The following is a 15,559-nucleotide window of genomic DNA, read 5'->3' on the forward strand; positions in this document are numbered from 1 at the left end:
TACTTTATGGAGTAGCAGGAGTGGTATTTCTCTGATTATTTGTAATGGTATCCTCGGTGTGTGGTAAGGTTACAGAATGATCCCCGCCGTTCTCCGGGGCAGGGTAGGCTCCGGGACTACGGGCTTCAATGTCATCCACGTTTCCGGATTCGCTATGATGCTCGATATCCGTGTTTTTTTCCCTGCATGAAATGGTCGCTATAGTCATGCTAAAAAACATCAGTAATGCAAATAAATTTTTCATAGTAGTACTCTTTTTAGTTATTAATCGCTTTTGCTATTATTTTTAAGGTTATCTGTCATTGCGCTCTCATAAATCCTATTAGACAGTTATATCATATAAAGAAGAGGGCAGTCTCCACTACCCTCTATGTTTATATCAGCCTTATTACTCTTCTTCCGCAGCTTCAATATTAATACTGTGATATGCTGTTTCCGAAAGTTTGGCGTCGGCCTGTTTTTCTTCATCAAGCGTTTCCTGAAGTAGGCCGGCAACTTCCTCTTCACCCAAAATTTTCGCAAAAGCGACCAATGTTCCATAAGAGGCAATTTCGTAATGCTCTATTTTTTGTGATGCCGAGATGATTCCGGCATCGCGAACCGGACCTGCTTCGGTCTCTTCCAAAATGCTTTCACCTTCTTTTAGAAGCCCTTCCATAGCGTCACATTTGACGCCACGGTTTGATTCTCCCAAAAGATCAAATACCTTTACCAGGCGCTCTACTTGGTTTTCTGTTACGGCAAGATGTTCTTCAATGGCTGTTTTCAATGACGCATCTGTAGCATTATTAGCCATTTTAGGCAAAGCTTTCACTAATGCCCTTTCGGCGTAAATAATGTCTTTAAGCTCATCGATAAAGAGCTCCCTGAGTCCTTCAGCAGCTGATGGTTTCGCTTCCACTTTTCTGGAGGAATGTGACTGATTATTAGCTTTTTTTTCCATAATTCAATTTTTTATTAGTTAGAAAATATAGGTTTAAGGCACGTTATTCCGTTATATACTGTTCGCGTTCCCAAATACGGTGCTGACCCAGAAGTTTTATAAAATCATCTGTAAAGTTTTTTGAGGTATTGCTATTGACCAGTACCCCGGGTACGTCTTTAAGCTTGTCCATACCCCCTTTATCACCGATGGAAGTCATTTTGATTAGATTTTCCATCGTGCTGTCAAAACCTATAACCTTACAGTGCCTGAAAGCATTGTTAATGAACTCTATTACGTTGTCATTTTTGGCCAGGGCATCGCTGCTTTTTACAGTTGGTACATATACGGCATCAAACAGTACGGAAGAAGAGGAGAAAAATGCAAAATCAGCTTTAATATCCTTACCGGTATCCGTTTTAATACTGCCGGCGTGAGGACCTATTATTTTTGCTGAGGCACCTTTGGCTTTCAAAGCATCTTTAAGTGCGTTTACTGATTTTTCACTGACACCATCACCACATAAAAAAGCCACCTGCCTTGTCTCAATGGTATTGGTAACGGTTGGATTCTTTACCATGCTTAATGCATCACTTGGTTCATAATTCTTATCCAGTGGCTTTGGTTCATGCTTCTTTTGGTCGGCATCGGCTCCCACACCTTTGTTCATCGGCTTTTCGGGTTTAGAAACAGCAAGTCCCAATCCCTCTGCCACTTTTTTTGCCAGTTTTTTGTCAACCTGGCTCAAAAGGCCAACCATACGCTCACGCACGGCAACCGTTTCAACCTTGCTCAGCTCAAAACGCAGGGCATTAATAATGTGGTTCTGCTCCACGGTTGTCTGGCTGTTGTAAAACAGCGCGGCCTGGCTGAAATGATCGGAAAAGCTTTCACTTCGTTCGCGTACCTTATGTGCCTCTACTCGTTCGTAGTGACTTACATAACCTCCTTCCGACTCTTTAGCCTGGGCGGGATAATTATCATTGAGTGAATTAGGGCTGTAATGCGTTTTGCCAACATTTATTTCCTGTCGCATGTGTCCGTCACGCTGGTTGTTGTGCATCGGCGCTACCGGGCGGTTTATGGGAATTTCATGGAAGTTAGGGCTGCCCAGCCTTGAGAGCTGTGTGTCAGTATAGGAGAAAAGCCTACCTTGTAAGAGGGGATCGTTTGTAAAATCGATTCCGGGAACTACATGGCCTGGATGGAAAGCAACCTGCTCGGTCTCGGCAAAGAAGTTATCAGGGTTGCGGTTAAGTACCATCCTGCCAATTGGGGTTACCGGCACCATTTCTTCCGGAATGATTTTGGTAGGATCCAAAAGGTCGAAATTGAATTTGTGTTCATCTTCTTCCGGGACGAGCTGAACGCCAAACTCCCATTCCGGAAAATTCCCCATTTCAATATTTTCATAAAGATCACGCCTGTGGAAATCCGGGTCATTCCCTGAAATTTTCAGCGCCTCATCCCATACGACAGCATGGGTGCCCAGTTTTGGCTTCAGATGGAACTTGACAAAGGTGGATTTACCCTCGCTATTTACAAAGCGGAAGGTGTGGATGCCGAAGCCTTCCATCATTCGGTAGCTGCGGGGTATTGCACGGTCACTCATCGCCCACATGATCATATGCATCGACTCGGGCATCAGTGATATGAAATCCCAAAAGGTATCATGGGCTGACTGCGCCTGGGGTATCTCATTATGTGGCTCGGGTTTTACGGCATGGATAAGGTCTGGGAATTTCATGGCGTCCTGTATAAAAAATACGGGCATGTTATTGCCCACCATATCAAAATTGCCCTCCTGGGTATAGAATTTTATGGCAAACCCACGTACATCACGGGCCAGATCGGTCGAACCCCTAAAGCCTGCTACCGTGGAGAAGCGCACAAAAACAGGGGTTTTGATACTGGTATCGTTAAGAAAGGCGGCTTTTGTATAGTTACTGACGTTACCATACGCCTCAAAATAACCGTGTGCCCCCGATCCGCGGGCATGGACAATGCGTTCCGGTATGCGCTCATGGTCAAAATGGGTGATTTTCTCACGCATGATAAAATCTTCCAGTAGGGAAGGACCGCGTTCACCTGCTTTTAAGGTATCATGATCATTATTAATCCTGACCCCCTGGTCGGTGGTAAGGAACTGCCCGTCGCTGTATTCCCTGTTGCGCTCTAAGTTGTCTAGTTTTACATTTGCGTCGTTCACCGGCGCTCCTGATGCTTTGGCACTATCTTTTTTTTTCATAGTATAGGTTCTGTTTTAATATTCTGTTGGTTCTTCAAGGGTGATAAGTTTGTCAGCGGCAACCTGGTTTCTTTGCTGGCGGGCAAGGTCAAGGGCTGTATGACCACGGCTGTCAGTAATGGTATGGTCAGCACCCTTTTCAAGTAAGAGGTTAACCATATCATTACGACCGAACAGCACTGCAAACATCAGGGCCGTTCCGCCGTTACAGTGTTGCGCATTGATATTTGCACCATACTCCAAGAGAATTTCCCCAATCGTGGAATATCCTTTAAAGGCAGCCCCCATCAAAGCCGTATTGCCCCCATTATCGGCTACATTGGGATCGGCTCCTGATTGCAGCAAAAATTCCACGGCCCCCGGTTGATTATTGTACGATGCAATTATAAGGGGGGTGTAGCCCCGGTCGTCTTTACTGTCGATTAGTACATTTCCATAACTGGAGATAATCTCTTTCAGCACCGGGACGTTTCCCTGACGTGCAGCTGCAAATAGTGCTGGCGTGATATCGGTCATAATAGGTTTATTTAAAATATTACTTTATTATTGTAACTAATTTTAATTTTTTATTAAAAGAAACCAGGTGCAGCAAGCCAAATTATTTTTTCGGCCTCTAGTGGTGTACGAAAAGCCAATCTCTCCACTGTTATTTGACCAGTAATCACGTGCTGCGTTGTATTTTTTATACTATCAAAAGTATTTTTTGAGTGGCAATTATAGCCTTAAATATTTCATAATTGATTAAATTTTAACATGTTAGATTGTATTTTGTTTTCTAACCCTTCATCCTTTTAAATAATTCTTAGATTATGCACTTTTGAATCTTTTTTGTGTTTTTTGGGAAGCCTTAAACAAAACGTTATGAGTTTTCTAATTAATTTCGGAATCATAACTAACCTTACGATGATGAAAAAACTCAAAATTGCCTTACTGGGAGGTGGTCCGAGTGCTCTCTATATGTACAAACAACTTATAGAATCTGCAGATTCCGATTATGACATTACTATCTTCGAAAAAAGAGGTCGTTTAGGAGCGGGCATGCCCTATAGTGGCATAGGTGCGAATTCAGAGCATATAACAAATGTCTCCGGCAATGAGATTCCCAGTCTTATGGAGAACGTTGAAGATTGGATTAGGCGCAAAGACCCCCAACAGCTTATTAGGTACGGTTTAAGTGCAGAATCATATCACGAATACAAAGTCCTTCCAAGATTGGTGTTCGGTAGTTATCTCGAGGACCAATTTTCCCTGCTATTGAAATCTGCGGAACAAAAAGGTATAAAAACGCAACTACTCTTGAATACAGAGGTTACCGATGTCAGCGACAGACCCGTCGAGGATAAGGTAAGGGTCTTTTACGGATCAGGTATGCACAGGGGTTTTGATAAAATAGTAATCTGTACGGGCCATTTCTGGCCTCGGAAACATGAGAGTACTGTGCCGGGCTATTATGACAGCCCGTACCCACCGGCAAAACTGTCATTGCATCTTAATCATCCAGTGGCTTTGAGGGGAAGTTCCCTGACTGCAATTGATGCAATAAGGACTCTCGCGCGGCATAATGGACGTTTTATACGTACTGCCTCAGGATCGCTTAGTTATCAGTTGTATGCAGAAAGCAAGGAATTCAGGATAGTGATGCATTGGCGCCACGGTTTCCTTCCCGCAGTACGTTTTCATCTCGATGACCCCCACCTTAAAAACGCTTCTCTTTTAACTACGGAAGAAATACAAAAACACCGTGCGGCCAACGAAGGCTTCATCTCTCTGGACTTTATGTTTACGAACGATTTTATAGCCCTCTTCAAAGCAAAGGAACCGGATTTTTACCAGCGTGTCAAAAATATGAACGTTGAGGATTTTGTAGATTATGTGATGAGCTATAGGGAAGAACAGGATTCCTTCGCACTTCTGTGCAGCGAGTATTTCGAGGCAGAGCAGTCCATCAAACGGCATAGAACAATTTATTGGAAAGAGTTGCTTGCGGTACTAAGTTTTGCTATGAATTATCCGGCTAAGTACCTGTCGGCAGAGGATATGCTAAGGCTAAAAAAAGTGTTGCAGTCCTTAATATCGGTAGTTATAGCTTTTGTACCACAGTCATCCTGTCGGGAACTAATTGCCCTACATCAGGCGGGATGCCTGGATATAGTGGCAGTGGGAGAGGAAAGCGAAGTCATTCCTTTACCGGAAGGGGGAATAACCTACAGATACAGGGATCAACAGGGGCAATATACCAGCACATTTTTTTCCACATTTGTTTACTGTACTGGGCAGTGTGCTTTGCCTTTTGAACAATTTCTGTTTCAGGGCCTTTTGTATGATGGTACTGTCAGTCCAGCCAGGCTCAAATTTCGTTCACAGGCAAAGGCGGCCTCAGCTATGAAAAGTGGCGCTCCTGTCACAGATTTTAAAGGCGATTTTTTCCTAACAGTGCCCGGTATAGCGGTCACGGATCATTTTGCTGTAGTCGACAGGGAAGGACTGGCAAGCAGGCGGGTTTATATGATGGCAGTACCATTTATGGGAGGTTTTAACCCGGATTATAGCGGCCTTGACTTTTGTGAAGCGGCGTCGGTAGAAATTTGTAAAGCACTTCGGAAACAGGAAGAAATTTATGCGTAACACGAAAAAAGTGGGAATTCTCTCAAAAGTTGCTACCTTTACCTCGTAAAACATGCAGCAATGAAAAAGAGAGGACCTATAGTGATTATTGACGACGATGAAGATGACAGGGAAATAATAAAGGAAGTTCTTTTTAGCCTAGAGCATCAAAATGAAATAGTTGCTTTTCCCGATGGGGCTTCGGCACTGGAGTATTTCAGCAATCATAGTGCAGCACCGTTTCTTATTATATGTGATGTCAACATGCCGGGTATGAACGGTTATCAGCTTCGAGAGCATTTGCTTGCAGATGACAAACTATTAGTCAAAACAGTACCTTTTATCTTCTTTACTACAGCTGCTGCACCAGATAGTGTCAAACGTGCCTATAGACAGTCCTTGCAGGGCTTTTTTCATAAGCCAACTGATTATCAGGAGTTGCAGAATGTCCTTCATAAAATAGTAGCCTACTGGAAAACTGCTGATATCCCGGGAGGTGTTACAGCCTGATGTCAGGTAAAGTTTTTAAACCTTAACTGTACTGAGATATTCTTATAAAAAAATGTCCAAAGACTTTACTTCCTGAGATCGTAACTAACGGTCTGGATCTAAGCTGAAAAAGTACTTGTAAGGAAAAGGGAGGATTTCCATCACTAATTTGCTTCTGATGTAATAGGTAAGTTTCTGGTCGTGGAAGGCCTTAGGAATTATTTTCATCAAATCAATCCGATTCCAGATTTAAATTTTTAAAAATTTCTCTGGTAATGATTCGCGTATTATAAGTTACCTCTTCAAGGGTACAGGCCAGCATGGTGAGGGGAAATGGGATTCCGTCTATCATCTGGGTATAATCCATTGTAAGGACCGTATCCGGCGCGAGCTGCTCCGATCCTTTAAGTTGCTGAAATATGGCTTCTGCTTTATTTTTGTCGCTACCTAAATAATAGTAGGCGTAGGAATCAATCCCTGTAACTGTTCGTATATTAAGTGTGATGTAAAAGAAATTTTCCATAGTTCCTATTTTTTAGTGTCTCTGCAATGCAATGTTTTTTTTTCCAGTGGTAACTGATAAATCATTTTTTGAATTACCATTAACCATAAGGTGCTGAACAGCATAGTACAGGTTATTACTGCAAGGGTAATCTGGTAGGTATAGCTCCCAACCAGGCCAAGGGAAGCGGAAAGGGTAACCAGTACAAAGCTGAACTCCCCAATTTGGGAGAGAAGGGCGCCGCCATAGATGCTGTCGCGCCAGTTGTTTCCGGTTAAGCGGAAAAGGCCGGAATTGATGATACTGTTGATCAGGAGGACCACAACGGTTATCAGAATTATGGTTCCAAAATTAGCAGCGAAAAAAAATATGTCAAGCTGTAATCCTATTGCGAGAAAGAAAAAGCTCATAAAAAAAACACGGAAGGGTACAACCGATTTACCCAACCATTTTGTAGCCTTGTCCTGACCGATGACCATTCCTGCTGCAAAAGCACCAAATGCGGGTGAGAGTCCCAGCCAGGCACTAAACCAGGCCATTCCGAAGCAAATAGCAAAACCAATAAAAACCTGTAGGTCATGATCTGACATTATTTCCCTTTGCATAGGTATGCGAAATAATTTTTTACGTATTGATGCCCAGAGAAAGAGTATAATAAATACACTTCCGATGCATACTTTTACCAAATCTACGGGCGAAGCGGAGCTTCCGCTAAGAAAATTTAGTACAAGAATCATGGGAACTACCAGTATATCCTGCATGAGAAGGACACCACAGGTGATGCTACCCAACTGACTCTTTATCTCGCCGGTCCTTTCCAGGTACTGGAAGACTATGGCAGAGCTGCTCAGGCTGATGATGAAGGAAAGTAGAAACACTATGTTTATACTCCATCCTATGTGGCTTCCAATAGTATAAATGCAGATAAAGCTTAGCAGCACCTGAACCATCGCAATGAAAAGCGGGCGCAGAAAATTCCGGCTTAGGTGGCGGATATCGATTTCCGTTCCTATAGAGAACATGAGTAATACTATTCCTGCCTCTCCCAACTGACCGACTACCTCGGGGGAATGAATGATATTCAATACCCCGGGACCCAGTAGGATACCTGAGATTATATAAGCAATAAAGTACGGCTGTTGCAGCCTGCGAAGTAAGAAGATTAACAGTAATACTACAAATGAAAGTATTGCGATACCTGAGAACAGATCAGAAAACATACCGAAATTATTTATTAATTGAAAAGCTGCCCCAAAAGGGCAGCCTCAAGTAGTATAAAAGAATAGCATTATGAGATTTCTATCGATCTCGGTGGTTTTTGTTTTGCCTCCTCCTTCTTAGGAATTGTAAGTAAGAGAAGACCGTTCTCATAACGGGCCGAAATCTGATCCTCATCCACTACATTTTTCGGCAATTCGAAACTGCGCTGGAACGACTGGTAACTGAATTCCCTTCTGGTATAAGAACCTTCGTGGGTATTCTCATTTTGCTCTTTGCTGGATGAAATGGTAAGTGTATTTCCTTCCAGTGTCACGCTGAAATCATTTTTGTCCATTCCGGGAGCAGCGACTTCCACCTCAAAATGATCTGCCGATTCCCTGATGTTTACCGAAGGCAGGGTAGTGCTGGACGTTGAGAAGTTGCCGTTTTCCCAATTGAAAAGCTCACGGCCAAAAATGTCATCAAAAAACAAACGTGGAAAGCCCATTCCGACATTTCCGTTTCTTTTAAGTAAATTCATAACTGTTAACTTTAAAATTAGACAACTATTTTATTTCCATAACCAGCGATGACGCCGGTTTATGGGAAAAAAACCGAAAAGTATGCCAAACCTTATTCATGTCAAATTTTCAGTTTTACAGTGAAAATTTGACACTTTCTGATTTGGTAGTTACTATCGTAGCAGGAGCTTTGTAAAAACGGGAGCGCGTGTTTTCCGAATAATTAAAAGTCGTATGAACAATTCTCAGCTAATAAACATAAAAAAACAAAAAATAGATATCGGCAATATTTAATTTTTTTTATCTTTCCACGTAAAGCAAGATTCAAACCGTAACAGTAATTTTACACAATTATTGATTACTTCACTATGACACATTACCTTTCGGAAATAACCAGAATCAAAGACATCTGCTATCGGAATCAGAGGCAGCTTGATACTGTAATCGGTACCAGAAATTATATTAACAAGCATTTCGACGAAGAACTGAGTTTGGAATTGCTGTCTGAGGTTAACTGTACTTCAAAATTTCATCTGCTTCGGCTCTTTAAACGTTACTATGGGTTAACCCCGAAACAGTATCATATTGAGAGCCGTCTATACAGAGCTAAGGCACTGCTGCTCGAGGGAGCCAATATAGCCGAAACCTGTTATGATGTCGGTTTTGAAAGTCCGAGCTCCTTTAGTACATTATTCAAAACCCGCTTCTTCGGTAGTACGCCAAGTGATTTTCGAAAAAGAGCAACTTTCGCAAAGTCCGATAGCTTTTGATTGGGGATTTTTGTCCCTAAATATAAAACTTAAAGTATGAAAGTAAAAGTAATTGGCATTCCGGTGCAGGATCAGCAGAAAGCATTGCAGTTCTATACAGAGAAGTTAGGCTTTGTGAAAAAAATTGATATTCCTCTTTCGGAAGGCAACAGATGGCTAACCGTAGTGAGTAAAGAAGAACCGGACGGTGCAGCAATACTATTGGAACCCTCACCCAATCATTTTCAGCCTGCCAGAGCGTATCAGAAAGCTTTATTTGATGCGGGTATTCCCTATACGCAATTCGATTGTGAGGACGTGCAGCAGGAATTTGAGCGGCTCAGGAGCCTGGGCGTGGAATTCAGCGTTACGCCTACAGAAATGGGGACAGTTAAAATTGCCGTATTCGATGACACTTGCGGCAATCAGATCCAGATTGTCCAGATGTTATGATAATAGTAAGGTATCAGCTAATTAAACAACAGAAATGAAGACGACTTTAATAATTTTGATATCCGCACTGTTAGGTTTTGGATATGGGGACAATGTTTGGGAAAATGCACACTACAGTAAGGAAGTAAAGCGGGAAAATGACACTCTTACAGCAAGTTTGAATAAAAGAGTACCTACTATGAAGCAGCAGATAATAACATCTTTGACTTTTCAGAAAAATGATGCTGAGGATGCTATGAATTTTTATGTGAGTCTGTTTGACAACTCCAGAATTATTGGTATTCATCGTTGGGAAAAGGAGGGCCCGGGAGAAGAGGGGACCATAATGCAGGCTGTTTTTGAGCTGAACGGTCAAAAATTTATATGCAGTGACAGTCCGCCTGTTCATGACTGGGACTTTACTCCTGCCGTCTCTAGCTTTGTCGAATGTAAGGATGAAAAAGAATTTGAACGACTGTTTTCGAAACTGTCTGAAGAAGGAGAGGTGGCTGTGCCACCAGGTAATTACGGTTTCAGCCAAAAATTTGCTTGGGTGATTGACCAGTACAGTGTTTCATGGCAGTTGAATTTACAGTAATGATCTCATCAGTGATATAAGAAAGAAAAGGCAAGGGGATGAGCAGCGGTATACGAACAGCCCATTTCATCTATTGGAAGGAACCGATTGAGATTTCATTCCTTCCTTATACGAGGAAGCAGCGGTATTCTAGCTGTTGAAAGTCCGCGTTAAGATGTTTTAGCCGTATAAATACAAAGCATTATACTTACACGTCTTTTTACAGCAAGATCAGTAGTATGTAGTTACTCCTTAAAAAGCTTTAGTATATCGGATTTTTTGTAATAGTAGGATCCTAATACCTTTCTGTATCTGATTTTCCCTGTAATCCGGATATTTTGCAGTGTTCCCGCTGAGATATCCAACATTTTTCGTACCGTTTTGCTTTTTAGCCATTCCTCATTGAGATTAGTATTGGGGACGGCAGGCTGCTGTATCTTTTTTACCTCACGAATAATTTCGGCCGCCAACCGAAAAAGATCTTCCCTTGTTATGTTTTCTTTCATAGTACCGAAGAGTTAGCGGTTAAACAAGTTCATCAATTTAAGAAACCCTTTGAAAACCTAAACGACAAGGAACATGTTTTCCACTCTTGACCATTGGAGTCCCTCTGGAAGGGAACAATAAATTATCTGTATAGGATTATCCCAATTCAAATTAATCATTGTCATAGTCCAAAGTTGAGATATAATCAAACAGTGAGAAGAATTTGACCCATTTTAGCTGTAAGGTATCGTATCGGTGATCCTGAATCGGTTGCCGCACTAAATTAAAAATGGGTACAATTTGAATCCTTTATAATTCCCAAACCTTTTATTGGTTAATAGGAGAAATCCGAATTATTCAAACGTTAAAGCGGGCGTTAGACGAATCGGTGATTCTAGATGTAATTACTTTGCCTTATTAGATGATTCAATTCATTCAGGTAGAATGTTTATAAGTAGTCTTTTATAACGGGTTAAGTTTGGTATTCCTTTATCCGTAACTTTTAAAATGATATGGGCAGTTTCTGGCTTTTCTACTTTAGGAGCTATAATATATGCCCTATAGTAATTCTGTACAGATGTAATAATGGGTTTTTTATAAGTTCCAGCTTCCGGGTAGCTAAACCATAAATAACTAATATGATCTCCATCAGGATCAAAAGTGCCGCTTGCATCTAAGGTAAAATACTCGCCTGATTTAAGTGTTATTTCGTCTTTGTGGTTAAATGCCGGAACGGGAGGATGGTTAGCCTCTTTATACGGTTTTATACACCAGTTAATACGAGCTGCAAAATCATTTTGAAACTCTTCCCGCCATCTTAAAATTGTTACCTTGTTGTCAGAATAGGTATTGTCATCATCTAATTTTAAGGCTCTTCCGTAAGAGTTATAAATATAAGGTTTATAGGTGTCATTCGCATTTGTCCATATAGGTCGTGTTTCGGCAATAGTTTTTACCCCGCCAGAGCCTTCATCTTTAATATAATCGGGTTTGTAAAGCTCGTAACGGCCACCCCAGCCGCCCCAATTAGGATGCTCTGGCTCATTTAGTCCGTTTGGAATTAATGAAAGGAAAGCAGGAGTATCCCCTTCCATGCCCCACATAACATCAGGGTACAATGCACCTAGAGCCCCATGTCCCTGCTGAATGTTGTCCAATAGCCATTTATTGCTTATAACATCATTATTAAAGCCTTTTGCTACCTGGTTAATAGCTATCCATGTAGAGCGCCCATAATTACCAGGGCTAACAATAAAAAACAAATCTGGAAAATTATTCCTAATCCATATGCCGCTGTCATCTTGGTCAGATATTGTATAAACTCTTAATTTAGAAATTAACCTGGCCGCTTCTGATTTACTTTTAGTGTCTTTTATCTTATAAAGCGCCTGAGCAAGCGTGTTGGCTCCACCCCAAACAGAAACCCATAATGGCCTGTTATCTTTTTCTTCGAGTATTTTTATAATCCAGTCAGAACCCTCATTATCTTTACCCTTGCCGACGCCACTCATTCCGTATACAGGTGCTCCCTTTTTTACGAGCTTTAATAATGCATCGGCATTTGGGTATCCTTCCTCATGCAAAATAAGATTGGGTTGTACATTTCTATACCCCTCAATAAGATTAATTATTGATTGGGGGTATATAGCATTTTTTTGATGTGTAGAAGTTGTAGCCACTAATCCTTTTATATCAATTTGATTGGAATATAAAAATAAACGTACAAATGATTGGGTATCATCCGGGTCTGCTTCAATATCTGATAATATTATCACCCTGTTTTTTTTAATCGTTTGCGAGAAAACACCAAAAGGGTTAAATATCAATAGAAATTGAATGGCAAAGAAAATCTTTTTCATGTATTTTTGTTTAAAATGTAAATGTAACATGGGTTTTAAACTTAAACTACCTGCTTTACGGAATTATTATGCTGAATAACGAGATAATAAATACTTTTAATGAAAGAAGAGATGAGTTTAAAGGGTATGGCTTTACATGTGAATTATGGAAACCGAATATCATGAAAAGGCCGGATCGCCATAATGAGATTGAGATAAATTATTTTATCGAAGGTTCAATAACATATTTGTTTCAGGATAAACCTATAATCATACCTGCAAAAAAAATCGCGGTTTTCTGGGGGTTGGTACCGCATCAAATTATACACTATGATAATTCCCAGCCGTATTTTGTTTGTACTATACCTTTTTCTCAATTTTTAGAGTGGCAATTGCCTACTAATTTTGTTCGTTGTATTTTAAATGGTGAAATCGTTCATGAAACATCCGAAGAATTTTCTTGCTATGATGAGTTCCTCTTTGGGAAGTGGATTAAAGAAATTGAGGATAAAGATTTTTCGGAAGTAGCTTTAATTGAAATGCGGGCCCGTTTAATGCGACTTGCAGTTAACCAGTCATATACTCATTCAAAAAGCAACTCTGATATCATGTCAAGGGAGATAACTGTTGTTGAAAAAATAGCTATCTATATTGCCCAAAATTACAGAAATCCACTTAAAGTTACTGATATAGGCAAAGCAGTTGGACTGCATCCAGACTACGCTAACAATATATTTAAAAAGGCTTTCGGATGCACATTAAGTGATTATATTATACATGAAAGGGTGTCTCATGCACAGAGAAAGTTAGTTGCTTCAAATATAAGTATAACACAGATTGCTTTTGACTGTGGTTTTAATTCTATTAGTAGTTTTAACACTGCCTTTTTAAAAATAAATAATTGTACTCCCAGAGAATTTCGTAAAAATAACAAATGATATTTTTATTAAAGTGAAGATACTCTAGACTCCAGCCTGGAGATAGAGTACTCTTTTCTCGTAAATTATATGTAAGGTTTGTTAATGATACTCCTTAGAAGTATGTTTATCAACAAAGAAAAACCGCATAGTTTCTTTCTTGACTTGAGGACAGCAAGCGTTTATAAATTTTAAAAGAAGTAATTCCCCGGGTCAGACCCCAAAAAATGTCGAGGTGAAGTATTGGAAACTTAAAACGGGTAGTACTATTGCTTATTATAAACTGCCAGCAAAATCAACAATTCCGAAAAAAAACTTCAATTATATTTTTACATTGGGGGGACCAGGTGTCTATATAAGACAAATTGAAACTGATTTTTTTATACTTTTTACCAACGACGGGTATGATGTCTATCTCTATTTCTATCTCTATGATCAGGCATAATCATGTTTTTACCATTTAGAAAAAAACTGTAATGGTAGCGCTTTCAAATTTGCTACCATTATGTTAGAGAATTTCTAACAGAGCCCTTATAAAATAAAAATTAACAGATTAATCAATGAGAGGTTTTCCGAAAGATATTTTATGAGTAAATGAAAATTCACATCTGCTGATTTTACATAGTGGTTATTCAGGTAATAATTATTTACTTTGAATGAGGAAGCGCAAAATATATACAATCATGTCAACACAGCTATTTCAGTCCAATTATCAGCGTTTAGGTTTTATTCCTTTCAATTCAGATTCCCTTGAATTATTGAATAGTAGCCAGTATAAGGGATACATTAAAATAGTATATGCTCCTAGAGGTGTACGTGTAAATGTTGATTTTAACGACTATTACACAGAGGAGCCTACACTTTTTTTCATCAACACTAACCAATATGTGCAGTTTTTTGATTTAGGTGGTACGGAAGGCTATTTTATATATTACAACCGTGATTTTTATTGTGTACAAATACATGATGCAGAAGTAGCGTGCGATGGGTTACTTTTTAATAACATCTACCAAATGCCAAAAACAGTATTGGATGCAAAAGAGGATGGTATTATAAAGAGTATATTAGTTCAAATGCAAGAAGAGTTTGAATTGGAGGCTTCCACACAAGAAGAGATGTTACGCATTTACCTAAAACAAATTATTATTAGAGCCACCCGGATATGGAAAGCACAACAGCTGGGAATACTTGAAAGTCAGTCTCATCAGGAGGTAGAATTTTTTAGAGAGTTTAGTCGGTTGGTAGAAATCCATTACAGATCCAAACATTTAGTAGCAGATTATGCCGATTTATTAGGAATAGCAGCCAAGACCTTAACGCAAAAGTTTAAGAAATTTGAGCTGCCAGCTCCTAATGAGGTACTTAAAGACCGCATTTTACTTGAAGCAAAGCGATTATTGATTCATACCACTTTAAGTGCCAAAGAGATTGCCTATAATTTAGGATATGACGATCCGGCCTATTTTAACCGGCTTTTTAGCAAGAAAATTGGTGATGCCCCCAATGTTTTTCGTAAAAAATACCTCGAAGGGAAAAATGTACAATTAGAATAGGAGTATATCCATTTTTAACGGCTTAGTGTGGTTATATCTTTGACCTATCAAATTAACTGATAGTTTAATTAAAAGTCATAAGATATGAAACGTAAAGCACAAGCCGTTTGGAACGGCAATATTAAAGAAGGAAACGGACATTTAACTACAGGAAGTACCGTTTTAAACCAAACCCAATATTCATTCAATAGCCGATTCGCCGAAGGCATCGGTACCAATCCGGAAGAATTACTGGCCGCAGCCCATGCCGGCTGTTTTACCATGAAATTAAGTGTAGACCTTACCGAAGCAGGGTATGAGGTAACTGAGCTGAAAACCAACTCTACCATTACTTTAGACAACGGAAAAATAACCCATTCTTTACTTGATTTAGAAGCCGTCGTGCCAGGAATTGATGAAGCTGCTTTTCAACAAATAGCCAAAAACGCAGAAGCTACCTGTCCGGTTAGCGGAGCTTTCAACTTTGAGATTACCCTTAATGCACAATTAAAAAACTAATATATAATCTTTAAAATAGAGTA

17 protein-coding genes are annotated in these 15,559 nt (G+C 40.0%); 8 read left to right on the forward strand and 9 right to left on the reverse strand.

The features are described from left to right. Positions 1-4 precede the first annotated feature (4 nt). From ABS768_RS04135 to ABS768_RS04150, 4 genes are all read right to left on the reverse strand, one after another. Positions 5-244: a hypothetical protein gene (locus ABS768_RS04135; RefSeq protein ID WP_408073705.1), complete on the reverse strand. Its 240-nt coding sequence runs from the start codon at positions 242-244 to the stop codon at positions 5-7. Between the two features lie 144 nt (positions 245-388). Next, positions 389-943: a YciE/YciF ferroxidase family protein gene (locus ABS768_RS04140; RefSeq protein WP_408073706.1), complete on the reverse strand. Its 555-nt coding sequence runs from the start codon at positions 941-943 to the stop codon at positions 389-391. A 43-nt stretch (positions 944-986) separates the two neighbouring features. After that, positions 987-3,170, reverse strand: coding sequence for a catalase (locus ABS768_RS04145; protein ID WP_408073707.1), 2,184 nt, complete (start codon positions 3,168-3,170; stop codon positions 987-989). Positions 3,171-3,185: 15 nt separating this feature from the next. Next, complete coding sequence (locus ABS768_RS04150) at positions 3,186-3,686, reverse strand: ankyrin repeat domain-containing protein (protein ID WP_408073708.1); 501 nt, start codon at positions 3,684-3,686, stop codon at positions 3,186-3,188. 345 nt (positions 3,687-4,031) lie between these two features. Between ABS768_RS04150 and ABS768_RS04155 the strand changes: the two genes are divergently transcribed. Both ABS768_RS04155 and ABS768_RS04160 read left to right on the forward strand, forming a co-directional pair. Beyond that, positions 4,032-5,795: an FAD/NAD(P)-binding protein gene (locus tag ABS768_RS04155; protein ID WP_408073709.1), complete on the forward strand. Its 1,764-nt coding sequence runs from the start codon at positions 4,032-4,034 to the stop codon at positions 5,793-5,795. 60 nt (positions 5,796-5,855) lie between these two features. Then, entirely contained in the window at positions 5,856-6,284 is a 429-nt protein-coding gene (locus ABS768_RS04160) for a response regulator (protein ID WP_408073710.1), read from the forward strand. Positions 6,285-6,495: 211 nt separating this feature from the next. Here ABS768_RS04160 and ABS768_RS04165 read toward each other — a convergent pair whose 3' ends face one another. The 3 genes from ABS768_RS04165 to ABS768_RS04175 all read right to left on the reverse strand — a co-directional run bounded on the left by ABS768_RS04165 (position 6,496) and on the right by ABS768_RS04175 (position 8,506). Then, positions 6,496-6,786, reverse strand: a complete 291-nt coding sequence (locus ABS768_RS04165) for a hypothetical protein (RefSeq protein ID WP_408073711.1) — start codon at positions 6,784-6,786, stop codon at positions 6,496-6,498. Positions 6,787-6,791: 5 nt separating this feature from the next. Then, positions 6,792-7,985: a cation:proton antiporter domain-containing protein gene (locus tag ABS768_RS04170; RefSeq protein ID WP_408073712.1), complete on the reverse strand. Its 1,194-nt coding sequence runs from the start codon at positions 7,983-7,985 to the stop codon at positions 6,792-6,794. 68 nt (positions 7,986-8,053) lie between these two features. Continuing rightward, a complete protein-coding gene (locus tag ABS768_RS04175) occupies positions 8,054-8,506 on the reverse strand; it encodes an Hsp20/alpha crystallin family protein (RefSeq protein WP_408073713.1) in 453 nt (150 codons plus the stop codon). Positions 8,507-8,854: 348 nt separating this feature from the next. On the opposite strand from ABS768_RS04175, the gene ABS768_RS04180 reads away from it, so the two are divergent. Genes ABS768_RS04180 through ABS768_RS04190 form a run of 3 tightly spaced genes read left to right on the forward strand, consistent with a single transcriptional unit; the run spans position 8,855 to position 10,265 of the window. Next, entirely contained in the window at positions 8,855-9,256 is a 402-nt protein-coding gene (locus tag ABS768_RS04180) for a helix-turn-helix domain-containing protein (RefSeq protein WP_408073714.1), read from the forward strand. Positions 9,257-9,292: 36 nt separating this feature from the next. Beyond that, complete coding sequence (locus tag ABS768_RS04185) at positions 9,293-9,688, forward strand: VOC family protein (protein WP_408073715.1); 396 nt, start codon at positions 9,293-9,295, stop codon at positions 9,686-9,688. A 34-nt stretch (positions 9,689-9,722) separates the two neighbouring features. Next, positions 9,723-10,265, forward strand: coding sequence for a VOC family protein (locus ABS768_RS04190; RefSeq protein ID WP_408073716.1), 543 nt, complete (start codon positions 9,723-9,725; stop codon positions 10,263-10,265). A gap of 224 nt (positions 10,266-10,489) precedes the next feature. On the opposite strand, the gene ABS768_RS04195 is transcribed toward ABS768_RS04190, so the two are convergent. Together ABS768_RS04195 and ABS768_RS04200 are read right to left on the reverse strand one after the other, a co-directional pair. Further along, entirely contained in the window at positions 10,490-10,750 is a 261-nt protein-coding gene (locus tag ABS768_RS04195) for a helix-turn-helix domain-containing protein (protein WP_408073717.1), read from the reverse strand. Positions 10,751-11,161: 411 nt separating this feature from the next. After that, complete coding sequence (locus ABS768_RS04200; protein ID WP_408073718.1) at positions 11,162-12,589, reverse strand: nucleoside hydrolase-like domain-containing protein; 1,428 nt, start codon at positions 12,587-12,589, stop codon at positions 11,162-11,164. A 68-nt stretch (positions 12,590-12,657) separates the two neighbouring features. Between ABS768_RS04200 and ABS768_RS04205 the strand changes: the two genes are divergently transcribed. From ABS768_RS04205 to ABS768_RS04215, 3 genes are all read left to right on the forward strand, one after another. Further along, positions 12,658-13,506, forward strand: a complete 849-nt coding sequence (locus ABS768_RS04205; RefSeq protein WP_408073719.1) for a helix-turn-helix domain-containing protein — start codon at positions 12,658-12,660, stop codon at positions 13,504-13,506. Positions 13,507-14,168: 662 nt separating this feature from the next. Then, positions 14,169-15,038 carry a helix-turn-helix domain-containing protein gene (locus ABS768_RS04210; RefSeq protein WP_408073720.1) on the forward strand — a complete coding sequence of 290 codons (870 nt, stop codon included), beginning with the start codon at positions 14,169-14,171 and terminating at the stop codon, positions 15,036-15,038. 84 nt (positions 15,039-15,122) lie between these two features. Continuing rightward, positions 15,123-15,536: an OsmC family protein gene (locus ABS768_RS04215; RefSeq protein WP_408073721.1), complete on the forward strand. Its 414-nt coding sequence runs from the start codon at positions 15,123-15,125 to the stop codon at positions 15,534-15,536. Positions 15,537-15,559 lie beyond the last annotated feature (23 nt).

It is taken from the genome of Flavobacterium rhizophilum (assembly GCF_046000485.1).
GTDB lineage: Bacteria > Bacteroidota > Bacteroidia > Flavobacteriales > Flavobacteriaceae > Flavobacterium > Flavobacterium rhizophilum.